We start from the raw sequence: 14,924 nt of genomic DNA, 5'->3' as shown, positions 1-14,924 counted from the left end.
GCTTCCGCCCCCGCCGACCTACGGTGCTAGTCATGCGGTTCCTCCCCACGGGCGCTCGGCGCCTCGGGCTGCCCCGACGGGCCGTCTCGCAGATCCTGCTGACCCAGCTGGCCATCGCGGCCGGGGTCGCCGTCCTGGCGACCGGGCTCTTCCTGGCCCCCCTGAGCCACCAGCTGGACGACCAGGCGATGCGGCGGGCCCTGGCCATCGCCCAGAGCGCGGCCGCGGACCCGTCCCTGGCCGCCGACCTCCTGCGCTCGGAGCCGGCACCGGACAGCCCCGTGCAGGCCGCGGCCGAACGCGTCCGCAGGGCGACCGGCGCCGAGTACGTGGTGGTCCTCGACCTCCGAGGGATCCGCCGCTCCCACCCCAGCGCCGACCGCATCGGACAGCCGGTCTCCACCGACCCGAGCGACGTCCTCGCCGGCCACGACGTGATGGAGATCGACGAGGGCACCCTGGGCCGCTCCGCCCGGGGCAAGGTCCCCCTGGTCGCCGCCGACGGGGAGGTCGTCGGCGCCGTCTCGGTCGGCATCGCCTACGACAGCGTCCGCGACCGGCTGCTCGCCGCCATCCCCGGACTGCTCGCCTACGCGGGCGGCGCCCTGGCGGCCGGTGCGCTGGCCGCCTACCTCCTCTCCCGCCGGATCCACCGGCAGACCCGCGACCTGGCCTTCTCCGACATCGCGGGCCTCCTCGCAGAGCGCGAGGCCATGCTGCACTCCATCCGCGAAGGCGTGATCGCCCTCGACCCCGACGACCGGGTGCGGCTCGTCAACGACGAGGCCGCCCGCCTGCTGGGCCTCCCCCCGGACGGCGCGGGCACCCTCGCCGGCCGGCCCCTGGACGAGATCCTCGGCCCGGGCCGCACCAGCGACGTCCTGACCGGGCGGGTCACCGGCCGCGACCTGCTCACCGTCCAGGGACCGCGGGTCCTGGTCGCCAACCGGAGGCCGACCGCCGACGGCGGTGCCGTCGCCACCCTGCGCGACCGCACCGAGGTGGAGCGCCTCGGCCGCGAACTGGACTCCACCAAGGGCCTGATCGACGCCCTGCGCGCCCAGGACCACGAGCACGCGAACCGCCTCCACACCCTCCTCGGCCTGCTCGAACTGGGCCTGCACGAGGAAGCCGTCGACTTCGTCAACGAGGTCGTCGGCGTCCACCGCACCACCGCCGAGCAGGTCACCGAGAAGGTCCACGACCCCCTGCTCGCGGCCCTGCTGGTGGGCAAGGCCACCGTCGCCGCCGAGCGCGGCGTCACACTGCGCCTCGCCCCGGCCGCGCTCCTCCCCGACGCACTGGTCGACCCGGGAGGCCTCGTCACGATCCTCGGCAACCTCGTCGACAACGCCCTGGACGCGGCGGCCGGCTCGGCCGCACCCCTGGTCGAGGTCGACATCCGCGCGCAGGGGCGCACCGCCGTGCTGCGGGTGCGCGACAGCGGCCCCGGGATCCCCGCCGGCCGGCACGAGGAGATCTTCACGGAGGGCTGGTCGACCAAGCAGCCCCAGGCCCACCGCGAGCGCGGGCTGGGGCTGGCCCTCGTACGCCGCCTCGCGGAGCGGCAGGGCGGCAGCGCACGGGCCGGGGCGGCAGAGGACGGAGGGGCGGAATTCTCCGTCGTGCTCCCGGAGGCCCTGCGATGAACGAGACCCCGATCCACGTATTGGTCGTCGACGACGACATGCGTGTTGCCAGGATCAACGCGGCGTACGTGGCGAAGGTTCCCGGGTTCCGGGTCCGCGCCGAGGTCCATTCGGCGGCCGAGGCCCTGGACTTCCTCACCGCCCAGCCCGTGGACCTGGTCCTGCTCGACCACTACCTCCCGGACGAGAACGGGCTCGACCTGGTCCGCCGGCTGCGCCAGCTCGGCCACCACACCGATGTGATCATGGTCACGGCCGCCCGGGACCTGGCCACCGTCCAGGCGGCCATGCGACTCGGCGCCCTCCAGTACCTGGTCAAGCCGTTCACCTTCGCCGGGCTGCGCACGAAGCTGGAGGCCTACGCCTCCCTGCGCCGCTCCCTCTCCGGCGGCGGCGAGGCCGAACAGGCCGAGGTCGACCGGATCTTCGGCGCCCTCGCCGCGGCCGGCACCCCGAACGAGCTGCCGAAGGGGCACTCCCCCACCACCGCGGAACTGGTCCGCCAGGTGCTGCGCGCCGCCGAAGGCCCCCTGTCCACCCAGCAGATCGCCGATCGCGCCGGCATCAGCCGGCAGACCGCCCAGCGCTACCTGAAGCTCCTGGACCGGGCCGGCCGCGTCACCCTCGCCCTGCGCTACGGCGAGACCGGCCGCCCCGAACACCGCTACGCCTGGCGCCCGTCGGACACCCCCTAGCAGGTCACACCGCGCCGGCCCCCGTCAGGGAACGGACCTCCGTCTCGGCGTGCTTGCGCTCGTCCGGCTCCTCCGCCGAGGTGACGGTGCCCAGCCAGCCGGCCAGGAAGCCGAGCGGGATCGAGACGATGCCCGGGTTCTGGAGCGGGAAGTACTGGAAGTCCACGCCCGGGAAGAGGGATTCGGGGCTCCCGGAGACCACGGGCGACAGGACCACCAGCAGCACCGCCGGGACCAGGCCCCCGTACACCGACCAGACCGCCCCCCGCGTGGTGAAGCCGCGCCAGAACAGTGAGTACAGCAGCACCGGCAGGTTCGCCGAGGCCGCCACGGCGAAGGCCAGCCCCACCAGGAACGCCACGTTCAGGTCCTGCGCGAGCAGCCCCAGGGCGATGGCCACCGCCCCGATCCCGACGGCCGCGGCCCGCGCCACGGCCACCTCGCTGCGCTGCCGGGCGTGGCGGCGCTTGAGGGAGGCGTACAGGTCGTGCGCGACGGAGGCCGACGAGGCCAGGGTGATCCCGGCGACCACCGCGAGGATCGTCGCGAAGGCGATGGCGGCCACGATCGCGAACAGGACCGCGCCCCCGGTGGACTCGGCGCCCCCGCCCAGGAAGGCCGCCAGCAGCGGTACGGCCGTGTTCCCTGAGGCGTTCGAGGCCCGCACCTCGTCCGGCCCGACCAGCGCGGCCGCCCCGAAGCCGAGGACGACGGTCATCAGGTAGAAGCCGCCGATCAGCGCGATCGCCCACACCACCGACCGGCGGGCCGCCCGCGCGGTCGGGACGGTGTAGAAGCGCGACAGGATGTGCGGCAGCCCGGCCGTGCCGAGGACCAGGGCGAGCCCGAGGCTCATGAAGTCGACCCGGGCGGTCCAGTCCCCGCCGTACCTGAGGCCGGGGCTGAGGAAGCGGGCCCCGTGCCCGCTGCGCTCGGCGGCGCCGGTGAGCAGCTGGTCGAGGTTCCCGTGGAAGCGGAGCAGGACGAGCACGGTCAGGGCCACCGCCCCGCCCATCAGCAGCACCGCCTTGACGATCTGGATCCAGGTGGTGGCCCGCATCCCGCCGAAGGTCACGTAGACCACCATCAGCGCCCCGACCCCGATCACGGTCAGGGTCCGGGCGGCGGGGCCCGAGTCCGAGAGCAGCAGGCCCACCAGGCTGCCCGCCCCGACCATCTGCGCGACCAGGTAGAGCACGGAGACAACGACCGAGGAGGTGCCCGCGGCGATCCGGACGGGCCGCTCGCTCATCCGGGCGGCGACCACGTCGGCCAGGGTGAACCGGCCGCAGTTGCGGACCAGTTCGGCGACCAGGAACAGCACCACGAGCCAGGCGACGAGGAAGCCCACGGAGTACAGCAGGCCGTCGTAGCCGAAGAGGGCGATCAGCCCGGAGATGCCCAGGAAGGAGGCGGCCGACATGTAGTCGCCGGCGATGGCGAAACCGTTCTCCATGGGGGAGAAGAGGCGTCCGCCCGCGTAGAACTCCTCGGCCGAGCCGTGCCGGTTGCGGCTGACCCACGTGGTGATGCCGAGGGTGACCGCGATGAAGGCGCTGAAAAGGATCAGCGCGAGGGTCTGGTGCTCGGTGGTCACGCCCCCTCACCCCGGAACGTCCTCGTCCGCGCCCGGCCGCCCTCCTGCTCGCGGGCGGCCGCCCGGCCCTGTGCGCGCTCCTGCGCCCGCTCCTGCACGCGTTCCTGCTCGAAGACCGTCCAGCGCAGGTCGAGCGCGGCCCGGTCCCGGCGCAGCCGGGCGTGCCGGGCGTACGCCCAGGTCAGCAGGAAGGTGCTGAGGAACTGCCCGAGACCGGCCAGCAGGGCCACGTTGACCGCGCCGGCCACGGGCCGGGCCATGAGCCCGGGTGCCGCGGTGGCGGCGACCACGTAGGCGACGTACCAGAGGAGGAAGCCGGCGGTCGCGGGCACGACGAACCTTCGGTAACGGCCCCTGACCTCCTGGAAGGCAGCGCTGCGCTGCACTTCGAGATAGATCTCGGATGCGCCGGGCGCCGTCCGGTTTCCGGGGACCGGGGGGACCTGGGCCGGGACGGTGTCCGCGCCCTCGCCCCAGCCCACGGCCAGCGCGTCGTACCAGGGGTCGTCCAACCGGATCGTTCCGGCATCACGACCTTCGTGCTTGTCCACCGAACTCTCCTTGTCCGCCGCCGCATTGGCCGCGTGCCCACAAGGATGTGCCGGATGGTCGGTTTCCGGACTGATGTCCCGGTGCTCTTCACCCCTTCAGGTGATGGAACGAGCGGCACCGGTGTGCCGGAACGCCGTTTCCGCCCCGCGCGGTACCGGCCGTGGCCGGCCGGTACCGCAGGGGGTCAGGCGTCGATGCGCGAGCGGTCGAGGGTCGCCGCGGAGCCGGTGATGAACTCCTTGCGCGGGGCCACCTCGTTGCCCATGAGCAGGTCGAAGACCTGCTCGGCGGAGTCCAGGTCGCCGATGTTGATCCGCCGCAGGGTGCGGTGGCGGGGGTCCATGGTGGTCTCCGCCAGCTGGTCCGCGTCCATCTCGCCGAGGCCCTTGTAGCGCTGGATGGCGTCCTTGTACCGGATGTTCTTGCGCTGGTACTCCAGCAGGGTCTGGCGCAGCTCGTTGTCCGAGTACGTGTAGACGTACTTGTCCTGGCCCTTCTTGGGCTGGACCAGCTCGATCCGGTGCAGCGGCGGCACGGCCGCGAAGACCCGGCCCGCCTCGACCATCGGGCGCATGTACCGCTGGAAGAGCGTGAGCAGCAGGCAGCGGATGTGCGCGCCGTCCACATCGGCGTCGACGAGGAGGACGATCTTCCCGTAACGGGCGGCGTCGATGTCGAAGGTGCGGCCCGAGCCGGCTCCTATGACCTGGATGATCGCCCCGCACTCGGCGTTCTTGAGCATGTCCGAGACCGAGGACTTCTGGACGTTGAGGATCTTGCCCCGGATCGGCAGCAGCGCCTGGAACTCGGAGTTCCGCGCGAGCTTGGCCGTACCGAGGGCGGAGTCCCCCTCGACGATGAAGAGCTCGCTGCGGTCCACGTCGTCGCTGCGGCAGTCGGCCAGCTTGGCCGGCAGCGAGGAGGATTCCAGGGCCGTCTTCCGGCGCTGCGCCTCCTTGTGCTGGCGCGCCGCGATCCGGGTCCGGGCGGCCGCGACGATCTTCTCCATCACCGCGCGGGACTGCTGCTTGTCGTCGCGCTTGGTGGAGGTCAGGAAGGCCTTGAGCTCCTTGGCGACGACGGCGGCCACGATCCTGGTGGCCGCGGAGGTGCCGAGGACCTCCTTGGTCTGGCCCTCGAACTGCGGTTCGGCGAGGCGGACGGTCACGACCGCGGTCATGCCCTCCATGGCGTCGTCCTTGACCACGTCGTCCTCGGCGACGCGCAGGAGCTTCGCGGAGCGCAGCACCTCGTTCACGGTCTTGGTGACCGCGCGTTCGAACCCGGAGACGTGGGTGCCGCCCTTGGGGGTGGCGATGATGTTCACGAAGGACTTGACGCCGGTCTCGTACCCCGTGCCCCAGCGCAGGGCGATGTCCACGCCGAGCTCGCGGGTGACCTCGGTGGGGGTCATGTGGCCGCGGTCGTCGAGGACCGGGACGGTCTCCTTGAAGGTCCCCGTGCCGGTCAGGCGCAGCACGTCGCAGACGGCCTTGTCCTGGGCGAGGTACTCGCAGAACTCGCTGATCCCCCCGTCGAAGCGGAAGGTCTCCTCGGTCTTGCCGGCGCCGTCGATGCCGCGCTCGTCCCGGACGACGATGGTCAAGCCGGGGACGAGGAAGGCCGTCTGGCGGGCGCGCTGGTAGAGGGTCTCCAGGGAGAGCCGGGCGTCCTTGAGGAAGATCTGCCGGTCGGCCCAGTAGCGGATCCGGGTGCCCGTCTTCCCCTTGGCGATCCGCTTGGCCTTGCGCAGGCCGTTCCCCGGGTCGAAGGGGCTCTCGGGGCCCTGCTCGGTGAAGAGGCCGGGGACGCCGCGGCGGAAGCTGATGGCGTGGGTGGAGCTGTTCCGGTCGACCTCGACGTCCAGGCGGGCGGAGAGGGCGTTGACCACGGAGGCGCCGACGCCGTGCAGGCCGCCGGAGGCGGCGTAGGAGCCGCCGCCGAACTTGCCGCCGGCGTGCAGCTTGGTCATGACGACCTCGACGCCGGACAGGCCGGTCTTGGGCTCGACGTCGACCGGGATGCCGCGGCCGTTGTCGCGGACCTCGACCGAGGCGTCGTCGTGCAGGATCACCTCGATGTGGTCGCAGTAGCCGCCCAGGGCCTCGTCGACGGAATTGTCGATGATCTCCCACAGGCAGTGCATCAGGCCTCGGCTGTCGGTGGAGCCGATATACATGCCGGGGCGCTTGCGGACGGCCTCGAGGCCTTCGAGGACGAGCAGGTGCCGCGCGGTGTAGTTGGAACCGTCCCGGTCTGCTCCGGACAGCAGCGCGCTGGAAGGCACGGACGTGTCGGCGGTCACGCAGTTCGCTCCTCGCTGAATTTCTTTTCTGGCCCGGTCGGGCGCAGGGGTGGCTGGGTCGCCGGTCGAAGGGTACCGAGGCCTGGTAGAGCCGATGCAACGCCACCCACGTGGGTTCCACAGCCTAGTGCAGATCCGCACGGGTGTTCGATCCCCCGTGAGGGTGAAGCAAACATCACGTTCCCTTCGAGGCATGAACCATTTAGGGTTCGGGCACGTCCTCATGAACAACCGGCACTCACGCCGGGGGGGACGAGAACTGCTACAAGCGAACGACTGACAACGCGAAACCGTAAAGCAACGCAATACGGCTCCTTCGCCGCCAACCGGCAGCAGCCGGCCAGCTTCGGAAGGAAGTTTCGAGGAAAAGCCGCGAGCGGGAACGTTTTCGGCCTGGTTGGATGTTGACCCTGGTACGACAGCTCGTCGAGCTAGAGAAGAGGCGACGTGACTACTGTTCTGACACCCGCGACCCCGCTGACGGCCGCTGACCGATGCGACCGTTGCGGCGCCCAGGCATATCTGCGCGTCGTCCTCCTGAGCGGTGGTGAACTGCTCTTCTGCGCCCACCACGGGCGTAAGTTCGAGCCGGAACTCAAGAAGATCGCCGCGGAAATACAGGATGAGACCGAGCGGCTTACGTCCGCTCCGGCCGCCAGCGCGGCCGACGAGGACCGCTGACACAAGGCCTGCACCTCGCATCCGACGAGCCAGGACCGGCCAGGCCGGTCGACGGGCGGCACCCCTGAGATCCAGGGGTGCCGCCCGTCCTCATGTCCGCATGCCTTCCGGGTACCGCGGGGCGCCCTGAGGCGTCCGGGAGGCCCCGGAGCCCCCGTGGGTCTTCCACCGCGCGGAGCGCCCGCCCCCTGCGGCGCCCACACCCCCTTCCCGGGGCCTGCGGGGCGCCTGGAGCCCCTCCGGACGCCCCGCGCGGTGCCCTAGACCCCGCTCGGCCGCGAGCGCCTCTCGGGGCCGCTCACGAAGTCGACCAGCGGTGCGATCCGGGTGTACACCCCCGGGCTGTCGGCGCGCCCGCAGCCGCGCCCCCAGGACACCAGCCCGATGAGCCGCCCCTGCGCCACCAGCGGTCCGCCGCTGTCCCCCTGGCAGGCGTCCTTCCCGCCCGAGCTGTCGCCCGCGCACACCATGGATTCCTCCCGGTACTGCCCGTCCGAGTCCCCGGGGTACGCCCGGTGGCAGACCTCGTCGGCCAGTACGGTGACCCGCGCCGCCCGCAGCCCGTACGCGTAGTCGCCGAAGCCGCTGGTGTCGCCCCAGCCGTACACGCTCGCCACGGTGCCCGCCCCGTAGGCGGGGTGGCCCGCCCCGGCCATGGGGAGCACGTGGTCCGCCGGCACCGGTTCGGCCAGCTCCAGCACGGCGAGGTCCCCGGCGTTGGTCCCGGGGTCGTAGGCGGGGTTGACCCGGGCCCCGGCGACCGCGATCTCGCGGCCCTCCGGCGCGCGGAGCTCCGTACGTCCGGTGATCACGCGGAAGTCGGCCACGGATTCGACCGGGCCGCCGAGTACCTGGCGGCCGAGGCAGTGGGCCGCCGTCACCACGGTCGTCGGCGCGACGATGACGCCGCCGCAGAACTGCCCGTCACGGATACCCCCGAACCGGTCACGGCTGGCGAGCGCCACCACCCAGGGGCTGTCGGCGACCCGTACCGGGCTCCCGCCTATGACGACGCTGTCCGCGGCCACCCTGGGTGCCTGGGCCAGCGGCACCGCGGCCGCTCCCGCCACCAGGGTCAGAGCACCCGCCAGGGCACGGGCGAAGGGACGACTCATGAGGCCTCCTGACTCTGAGTGTGCTCGACTACACCCAGAGTGGGATGACCGGGGAACATGCGCACCTGCTGCCCCGGGCCGGGCCCGCGGGCCCGACGCAGCGGTCGAAGGCCGGTCGAGGACCGCCCCGCGTCCGCTCGACGCCCGGTCGGGGCCGGCCCGGCCCGGGTGGCGGCACGCCTCCGGAGCCGCCTGCGGGCCGGCCCGCGGACCGGATCAGTCCAGGTAGTCGCGCAGGACCTGCGAGCGCGACGGGTGGCGCAGCTTCGACATGGTCTTGGACTCGATCTGGCGGATGCGCTCGCGGGTGACCCCGTAGACCTTGCCGATCTCGTCGAGGGTCTTGGGCTGCCCGTCGGTCAGTCCGAAGCGCATCGAGACCACTCCGGCCTCGCGCTCGCTCAGCGTGTCGAGCACGGAGTGGAGCTGCTCCTGCAGGAGCGTGAAGCTCACGGCGTCGGCCGGGACGACCGCCTCGGAGTCCTCGATGAGGTCGCCGAACTCGCTGTCGCCGTCCTCGCCGAGCGGGGTGTGCAGGGAGATCGGCTCGCGGCCGTACTTCTGGACCTCGATGACCTTCTCGGGGGTCATGTCCAGTTCCTTGGCCAGCTCCTCCGGGGTGGGCTCGCGGCCCAGGTCCTGGAGCATCTGGCGCTGCACGCGGGCGAGCTTGTTGATCACTTCGACCATGTGCACCGGGATGCGGATGGTGCGGGCCTGGTCGGCCATGGCGCGGGTGATCGCCTGCCGGATCCACCAGGTGGCGTACGTGGAGAACTTGTAGCCCTTGGTGTAGTCGAACTTCTCCACCGCGCGGATCAGACCCAGGTTGCCCTCCTGGATCAGGTCCAGGAAGAGCATGCCGCGGCCGGTGTAGCGCTTGGCCAGCGAGACGACGAGGCGGAGGTTGGCCTCCAGCAGGTGGTTCTTGGCGCGGCGGCCGTCCTCGGCGATGATCTCCAGCTCGCGCTTGAGCTTGGGGGCCAGCTTGTCGGAGTTCGCCAGCTTGTCCTCGGCGAACAGACCGGCCTCGATGCGCTTGGCGAGTTCGACCTCCTGCTCGGCGTTGAGGAGGGGGACCTTGCCGATCTGCTTGAGGTAGTCCTTGACGGGGTCGGCGGTGGCGCCGGCCACGACGACCTGCTGGGCGGGGGCGTCGTCCTCGTCGTCGGAGATGACGAAGCCCTTGTTCTCCCCGCCTTCTTCCTCCTCCTCGGCCTCCGCCTTCGCGGCGTCCGGGCCCTCGCCGAGGACCTCCTCGTCGCCCTCGTCGCCGTCCTTCTTGGCCGCGGTCTTCTTCGCTGCGGTCTTCTTCGCGGCCGTCTTCTTGGCGGGTGCGGCCTTCTTGGCCGCCGTCTTCCTCGCCGCCGTCTTCTTGGCGGCGGGCTCTGCCGCCGGCTCCCCGGAGAGCACGTCGGCGGTGTCGGGGTCCGCCGCCCCCGCCTCCGCGATGGTGTCGGCCACGGCCGGGGCGGCCGCCGTCTTGGCCGCGACGGTCTTCGTCGCCGTCCGCTTCGCGGGAGTCTTCGCTGCGACGCTCTTGCGTGGGGTGCGCTTGGGCGACTCCGCGGCACTGACCATCAGCGTCACACCCTCTTCCTCGAGGATCTGGTTGAGGCTGCGCAGGACATTCTTCCACTGGGTCGCAGGAATCTGGTCAGCCTCGAAGGCCCGACGCACGTCATCGCCGGCGATCTGCCCCTCGGCCTTGCCCCGCTCGATGAGCGCCATCACAGACTCGGAATCGGCGATCTCCGGCGGGAGCGTACGGGATGTGCTGGCCGACACGAACAACCTCTCGGAACGATGGGAACGGCTTCCGACCCCGGCGTGGTGCTGGACCGGAGCCGACGACCACCGACTGGGGATGGGCCGGGGGCGCGGGCAGGGGCCGGGGAGCTGCACAGCATCCCCAAGGGCTGCTGTCTTCCCTCCGTCGGCCATCACCTCTTAGGTCATCGCGTGACGTCGCGGAGCGTTACGCCCAATCTTCGTGTCCCGACCGCAGCGCTTCGTGGCCTGCGTCACACCCCGTGCGCGGCCGGACCGGACCCGCGACCGTCCGCGACCGCCCGGAGCCCCGCGGGCGGAGCCCCCGCACGCCGCTGTCGCCGGGCCCGGGGGCCCGGCGACCGGTGGTGCGCTCCCACGCCCCCGTGCGTCGGAGCGTCAGTGCTCGCGCGGGGCGGGGACCACGCGCTCGACCTCCGGATGCACCGTCAGGAGCTGGCGCATGGCGCTCTCGGCACCGGCGCCGTCGCCGGAGGCGAGGGCCTCCACCATCCGCGCGTGGTGTGCCACGCAGGTCTCGCTGGGGCGGTCGCAGGAGGTGATGGGGCTGCCGGAGACCTGGAGGGCGGCGGACACGATGCCCGAGAGGTGCTCCAGCATGCGGTTGCCCGCGACCTGGATCAGGAGCGAGTGGAATTCGTTGTCGGCGCGGGCGAAGGTGATCGCGTCACCCTGGCCGAGGGCGTGGCCCATGATCTCGACCATGTCGCAGAGGCGCTGCTGGACGTCCGGGCGGTCGTGTCCGGCGGCGAGGCGCGCGGCCAGCGGCTCGATCGTCCAGCGGAGCTCGTTGAGCTCGCGGCGCTGGTCGTCGCGCTGGGGGCCGAAGGCGCGCCACTCGATGATGTCGGGGTCGAGGAGGTTCCAGTCGGCGACGGGCCGGACCCGGGTGCCGACGTTGGGGCGGGCGCTGACGAGGCCCTTGGCCTCCAGGACCCGGAGCGATTCGCGGACGACGGTGCGGGAGACCTCGAAGCGCTGGCCGATCTCCTCGGGGACCAGCGGCCGGTCCGCGCCGAGGTCGCCGGAGACGATCATCTGGCCGAGCTGCTGGACGAGTTGGCCGTGCAGTCCGCGGCCGCGGCTGCCGGCCGCCCGGCGTCCGACGCGGCTCAACTCGACGTCGGCGCCGTCCCAGTGGGGTGGTCCGACCCGGTCGGAGCCCGCGGTCTCCGCGTAGGGGTAGCGGTCGAGTTCGCCCGGGCCGGCGAGGCCGGTGTCGGCATGGCGGGCGGCGGTCATCATGGTGTGCGCAAGGGTACTCACGAATCCTTTGTCGGCCGTGCCTCCATGACCCTTGAGGTCTTTGGTGAAAAGCACACGAAAGGGTGATCGGTGCCACCTACGCAATTGACGCCTTATCGTAAGGAACCGGGCCTTTTACGGGGAGTTGCGGTCCCCTTCGCCTGATTCCGTGCGAACCGGACTTCTACGGTCGCCCCGTAGTCGCCTCCCGTACCGGAACGATCACCAACGGACTCTGGCGCGCAGTCCTGTGAACCCATAGGCGCACAACAGGACCATCAACGACAACACCAGCGCGGTGCCGACGGGTTGGGCCATCACCCGAAGGGCCCCCAGCACGAAGCGGTCCCCTTCCGGGGGCCACGGCGCGGAGGCCAGCTCGCGCAGCCGGGAGGCGACTCCGCTCGCGGGGTACGCGGACTGCCCCTCCAGTGCCTTGCGCACCAGCGGCACGACCGCCACCGGTACGGCGAGCACCGCGCCCAGGCCCGCGAGGGCGGACCGGAAGACCGCGGAGGCGAGCACCCCGGCCCAGGCGCAGCCGACCAGCAGCCCGGCCCAACTCGCGGCCGGGGCGAGCCACTCGGCCGGGGCGCGCAGCGGGGCGGCTCCGAAGACGAGGCGGAGCGCGGCGGCGTCGGCGGTGACCGCGAGGGCCCCGAGCACGAGGGCGAGGGCGGCGCACACCCCGAGCTTGGCGGTGAGCAGCCCCAGCCGGCGCGGCACGGTGCCCCGGTCGGCGGCGAGGGCGGGGTAGCGGTACTCCTCGCCGAAGGCCAGGGCCCCCAGCAGTCCGGCGCCGAGCGCGGCCGGGGGCAGCGGGAACGGCTCCGGCCAGGCGGCGAGGATCCGGTTCTGCGGGGCGTGGCCGGCGCGGGCGAGCACGAGGGCGGTGACGGCGGAGACGGCGACGACGAGGGCTGCGGTGAGGAAGGGGGTGGCGGTGCCGAAGGCGCGGCGCAGCTCGTAGCGCAGCGGCCGCAGCGGGCCGCCCACGCGGCGCACCGCCGGGGCGGGGCGCGCGGGCCGGGCGTGGCGGGCCCGTCGCGCGAGGGGCCGCGTACGCCCGGCGGACTCGGGGGCGGGCGCCCCGGTGGGCGCGGCCGGGGCTCCGCCGGCCGGTTCGGCGCGGCCCGCGGCGGCGCATCCGCCACCGGCGGCGGATCCTGGTGTCGGGGCGGGGCCGGGGCCTGCACCGGGTACGGGGCCGGCACCGGCGGCAGGGCCCGGGACGGGGCCGCTGCCGGGTAGGGGGCCGGTGTGGGGTCGGGGTTCCGCTGGGAGGCCCGTGTCGGCGCCGGCCGTGACGGTGACGGCGCCCTGGCCGGTGCGGGCCTGCGCCGCGGCCTCCACCCGGGCCTCGGCGCGGGCCTCCACCCGGACCCCCGAGCCGGTCCGGGTGCGGGCCTGCGGCACGGGCGGGACGGGTGCTCCGGTGTCGCCCGTCTCGTCCGCGAGCTGGTGGACCAGTACGCCGTGGCGGAACGCGGCCTCGCCGACCTCGGCACAGTTGCTGCCGTACACCGAGAGCCGGCTGCCGCTCTCCTCGACGATCTCCACCACCCGGTGCGCGGCGCGGGCCTCGCGGCCCAGTACGTCGGCCAGTCGGGCGGCGTGCGGGGTGCGCACGGCGACCCTGGGCCGCAGCCGGGTGCGCGCGAAGTCCGCGGCGTCCTGGTCGGCGACGAGCCGGCCCGAGGCGATGGAGACGACCCGGTCGGCGCTGCGGGCCGCCTCCTTCGCGTCGTCGGTGGTGAAGAGCACGGCGCCGCCCAGGGAGGCGTGGCCGCGCAGCAGGCCGTGCAGCCAGGCCCGTTCGCGGGGGGCCAGTCCTGCCGTGGGCTCGTCGAGGAGCAGGGTGCAGGGGTCGGCGAGCATGGCCGCGGCCAGCCCCACCCGGCGGTCCATCCCGGCCGAGAGGGACCCGAGCCGCTGGTCGCGCAGGCCGCCGATGCCGACGACCTCCATCATGGCGTCGGCCCGCGAGGCCGGGACGCCGACGGCGGCGCAGAGCATCCGGAGCTGGTTGCGGACCGTCCGCGACGGGTGTCCGGGGACGTCTCCGAGGAGGACCCCGACCTCCCGGCCCGGATGCGGGATCCGGTGCAGCGGGCGGCCGCGGAAGTAGGTGACGCCGCGGCCCGGTTCGAGTTCGAGCATGAGCCGCAGGGCGGTGGTCTTGCCCGAACCCGGCTCTCCGAGCAGGGCGGTCACGCACCCCGGACGGGCCTCGAAGGTGAGGTCGTCCACGAGGGGCGGGAGATCTCGACGGGGTGTGCTGGTGAGTCCGATGGCCTGGAGCATCGCTTCTCTCGCGGGGTGTGAGACCGCTTTGCGGCAGCGTGAGTACCGCATGCAAGATAGCGCGATATGTCCGATTTTGTACGCAACCGGTCCGCATCCGTACCGATATGGCCGCAGGCCGGGCCCCGGACGGCGGAGGGCACCGCCGGAACCCCGGCGGATCAGACCTCCGGGCGCAGCATCGGCGGGTTGAGCAGGGTGGCCCCGCCGGCCCTGAACAGCTGGGCGGGCCGCCCGCCCTGACGGGTGGTCGTCCCCCCGGCGGGCACCAGGAACCCGGGGGTCCCGGTGACCTTGCGGTGGAAGTTGCGCGGGTCGAGCGCCACGCCCCACACGGCCTCGTACACCCGGCGCAGCTCGCCGACGGTGAACTCGGGCGGGCAGAAGGCGGTGGCCAGCGAGGAGTACTCGATCTTCGAGCGGGCCCGCTCGACGCCGTCGGCGAGGATCGTCGCATGGTCGAAGGCGAGCCCGGCGGAGGCCTGGTCGGGGCCCTCGAAGAGTTCGTCGACGGGCGCCCAGCGGGCGCTGTTGGCGTCGCCGCCGGCGCGCGGGGCGGGCAGGTCCGGCGCGAGCACCAGGTGGGCCACGCTGACCACCCGCATCCGGGGGTCGCGCTTCGGGTCCCCGTAGGTGGCGAGCTGTTCGAGGTGCGCTCCGTTGTCCACGCCGGGCGCGGCCGGATCGTGCGCGCACAGGCCGGTCTCCTCGGCGAGTTCCCGGGCCGCGGCGCCCGCCAGGTCCTCGTCCCCGCGCACGAAGCCGCCAGGCAGCGCCCAGCGCCCCTGGAACGGCTGCTCACCCCGTCGCACGACCAGCGCGCAGAGCGCGTGGCGCCGCACGGTGAGCACGACCAGGTCGACGGTGACGGCGAAGGGCGGATAGGCCGACGGGTCGTAGGGCGACATGCCGCGATCATAGTCGTCTGCCTGACGATAAACAGTCGTTTCGTGATCCCGAGGACGGTGATCTGGACCCCAGTCAGGATTC

11 protein-coding genes are annotated in these 14,924 nt (G+C 72.8%); 3 read left to right on the top strand and 8 right to left on the bottom strand.

Annotated elements, in window-relative coordinates; genetic code table 11:
* Positions 1-32 precede the first annotated feature (32 nt).
* Together ACIPW5_RS07470 and ACIPW5_RS07465 are read left to right on the top strand one after the other, a co-directional pair.
* Positions 33-1,649: an ATP-binding protein gene (locus ACIPW5_RS07470; RefSeq protein WP_401241642.1), complete on the top strand. Its 1,617-nt coding sequence runs from the start codon at positions 33-35 to the stop codon at positions 1,647-1,649.
* Positions 1,646-2,344, top strand: a complete 699-nt coding sequence (locus ACIPW5_RS07465; RefSeq protein ID WP_401241639.1) for a response regulator — start codon at positions 1,646-1,648, stop codon at positions 2,342-2,344. The genes ACIPW5_RS07470 and ACIPW5_RS07465 overlap by 4 nt, the downstream gene beginning before the upstream one ends.
* A gap of 4 nt (positions 2,345-2,348) precedes the next feature.
* On the opposite strand, the gene ACIPW5_RS07460 is transcribed toward ACIPW5_RS07465, so the two are convergent.
* The 3 genes from ACIPW5_RS07460 to ACIPW5_RS07450 all read right to left on the bottom strand — a co-directional run bounded on the left by ACIPW5_RS07460 (position 2,349) and on the right by ACIPW5_RS07450 (position 6,798).
* The gene (locus ACIPW5_RS07460; protein ID WP_401241637.1) at positions 2,349-3,941 is read right to left on the bottom strand and encodes a cation acetate symporter; all 1,593 of its coding nucleotides are present in this window, start codon (positions 3,939-3,941) and stop codon (positions 2,349-2,351) included.
* A complete protein-coding gene (locus tag ACIPW5_RS07455) occupies positions 3,938-4,492 on the bottom strand; it encodes a DUF485 domain-containing protein (protein ID WP_401241635.1) in 555 nt (184 codons plus the stop codon). Before ACIPW5_RS07455 ends, ACIPW5_RS07460 begins: the two co-directional genes overlap by 4 nt.
* Before the next feature lie 185 nt (positions 4,493-4,677).
* Complete coding sequence (locus ACIPW5_RS07450; protein ID WP_401241632.1) at positions 4,678-6,798, bottom strand: type IIA DNA topoisomerase subunit B; 2,121 nt, start codon at positions 6,796-6,798, stop codon at positions 4,678-4,680.
* Positions 6,799-7,245: 447 nt separating this feature from the next.
* Between ACIPW5_RS07450 and ACIPW5_RS07445 the strand changes: the two genes are divergently transcribed.
* Positions 7,246-7,479, top strand: coding sequence for a hypothetical protein (locus ACIPW5_RS07445; RefSeq protein WP_007267009.1), 234 nt, complete (start codon positions 7,246-7,248; stop codon positions 7,477-7,479).
* 260 nt (positions 7,480-7,739) lie between these two features.
* Here ACIPW5_RS07445 and ACIPW5_RS07440 read toward each other — a convergent pair whose 3' ends face one another.
* The 5 genes from ACIPW5_RS07440 to ACIPW5_RS07420 form a co-directional block, all read right to left on the bottom strand.
* A complete protein-coding gene (locus ACIPW5_RS07440; protein ID WP_401241628.1) occupies positions 7,740-8,594 on the bottom strand; it encodes a serine protease in 855 nt (284 codons plus the stop codon).
* A 216-nt stretch (positions 8,595-8,810) separates the two neighbouring features.
* A complete protein-coding gene (locus tag ACIPW5_RS07435) occupies positions 8,811-10,382 on the bottom strand; it encodes an RNA polymerase sigma factor (protein WP_401241625.1) in 1,572 nt (523 codons plus the stop codon).
* 381 nt (positions 10,383-10,763) lie between these two features.
* Complete coding sequence (locus ACIPW5_RS07430) at positions 10,764-11,651, bottom strand: FadR/GntR family transcriptional regulator (protein WP_401241622.1); 888 nt, start codon at positions 11,649-11,651, stop codon at positions 10,764-10,766.
* A gap of 201 nt (positions 11,652-11,852) precedes the next feature.
* The gene (locus ACIPW5_RS07425) at positions 11,853-13,934 is read right to left on the bottom strand and encodes an ATP-binding cassette domain-containing protein (RefSeq protein ID WP_401241619.1); all 2,082 of its coding nucleotides are present in this window, start codon (positions 13,932-13,934) and stop codon (positions 11,853-11,855) included.
* A gap of 161 nt (positions 13,935-14,095) precedes the next feature.
* Positions 14,096-14,842 carry an NUDIX domain-containing protein gene (locus ACIPW5_RS07420; RefSeq protein WP_401241616.1) on the bottom strand — a complete coding sequence of 249 codons (747 nt, stop codon included), beginning with the start codon at positions 14,840-14,842 and terminating at the stop codon, positions 14,096-14,098.
* Positions 14,843-14,924: the final 82 nt, after the last annotated feature.

Source organism: Streptomyces sp. NPDC090077 (assembly GCF_044747545.1).
Taxonomy (GTDB): Bacteria; Actinomycetota; Actinomycetes; order Streptomycetales; family Streptomycetaceae; genus Streptomyces.
This window is presented reverse-complemented; position numbering and strand designations above follow the sequence as displayed.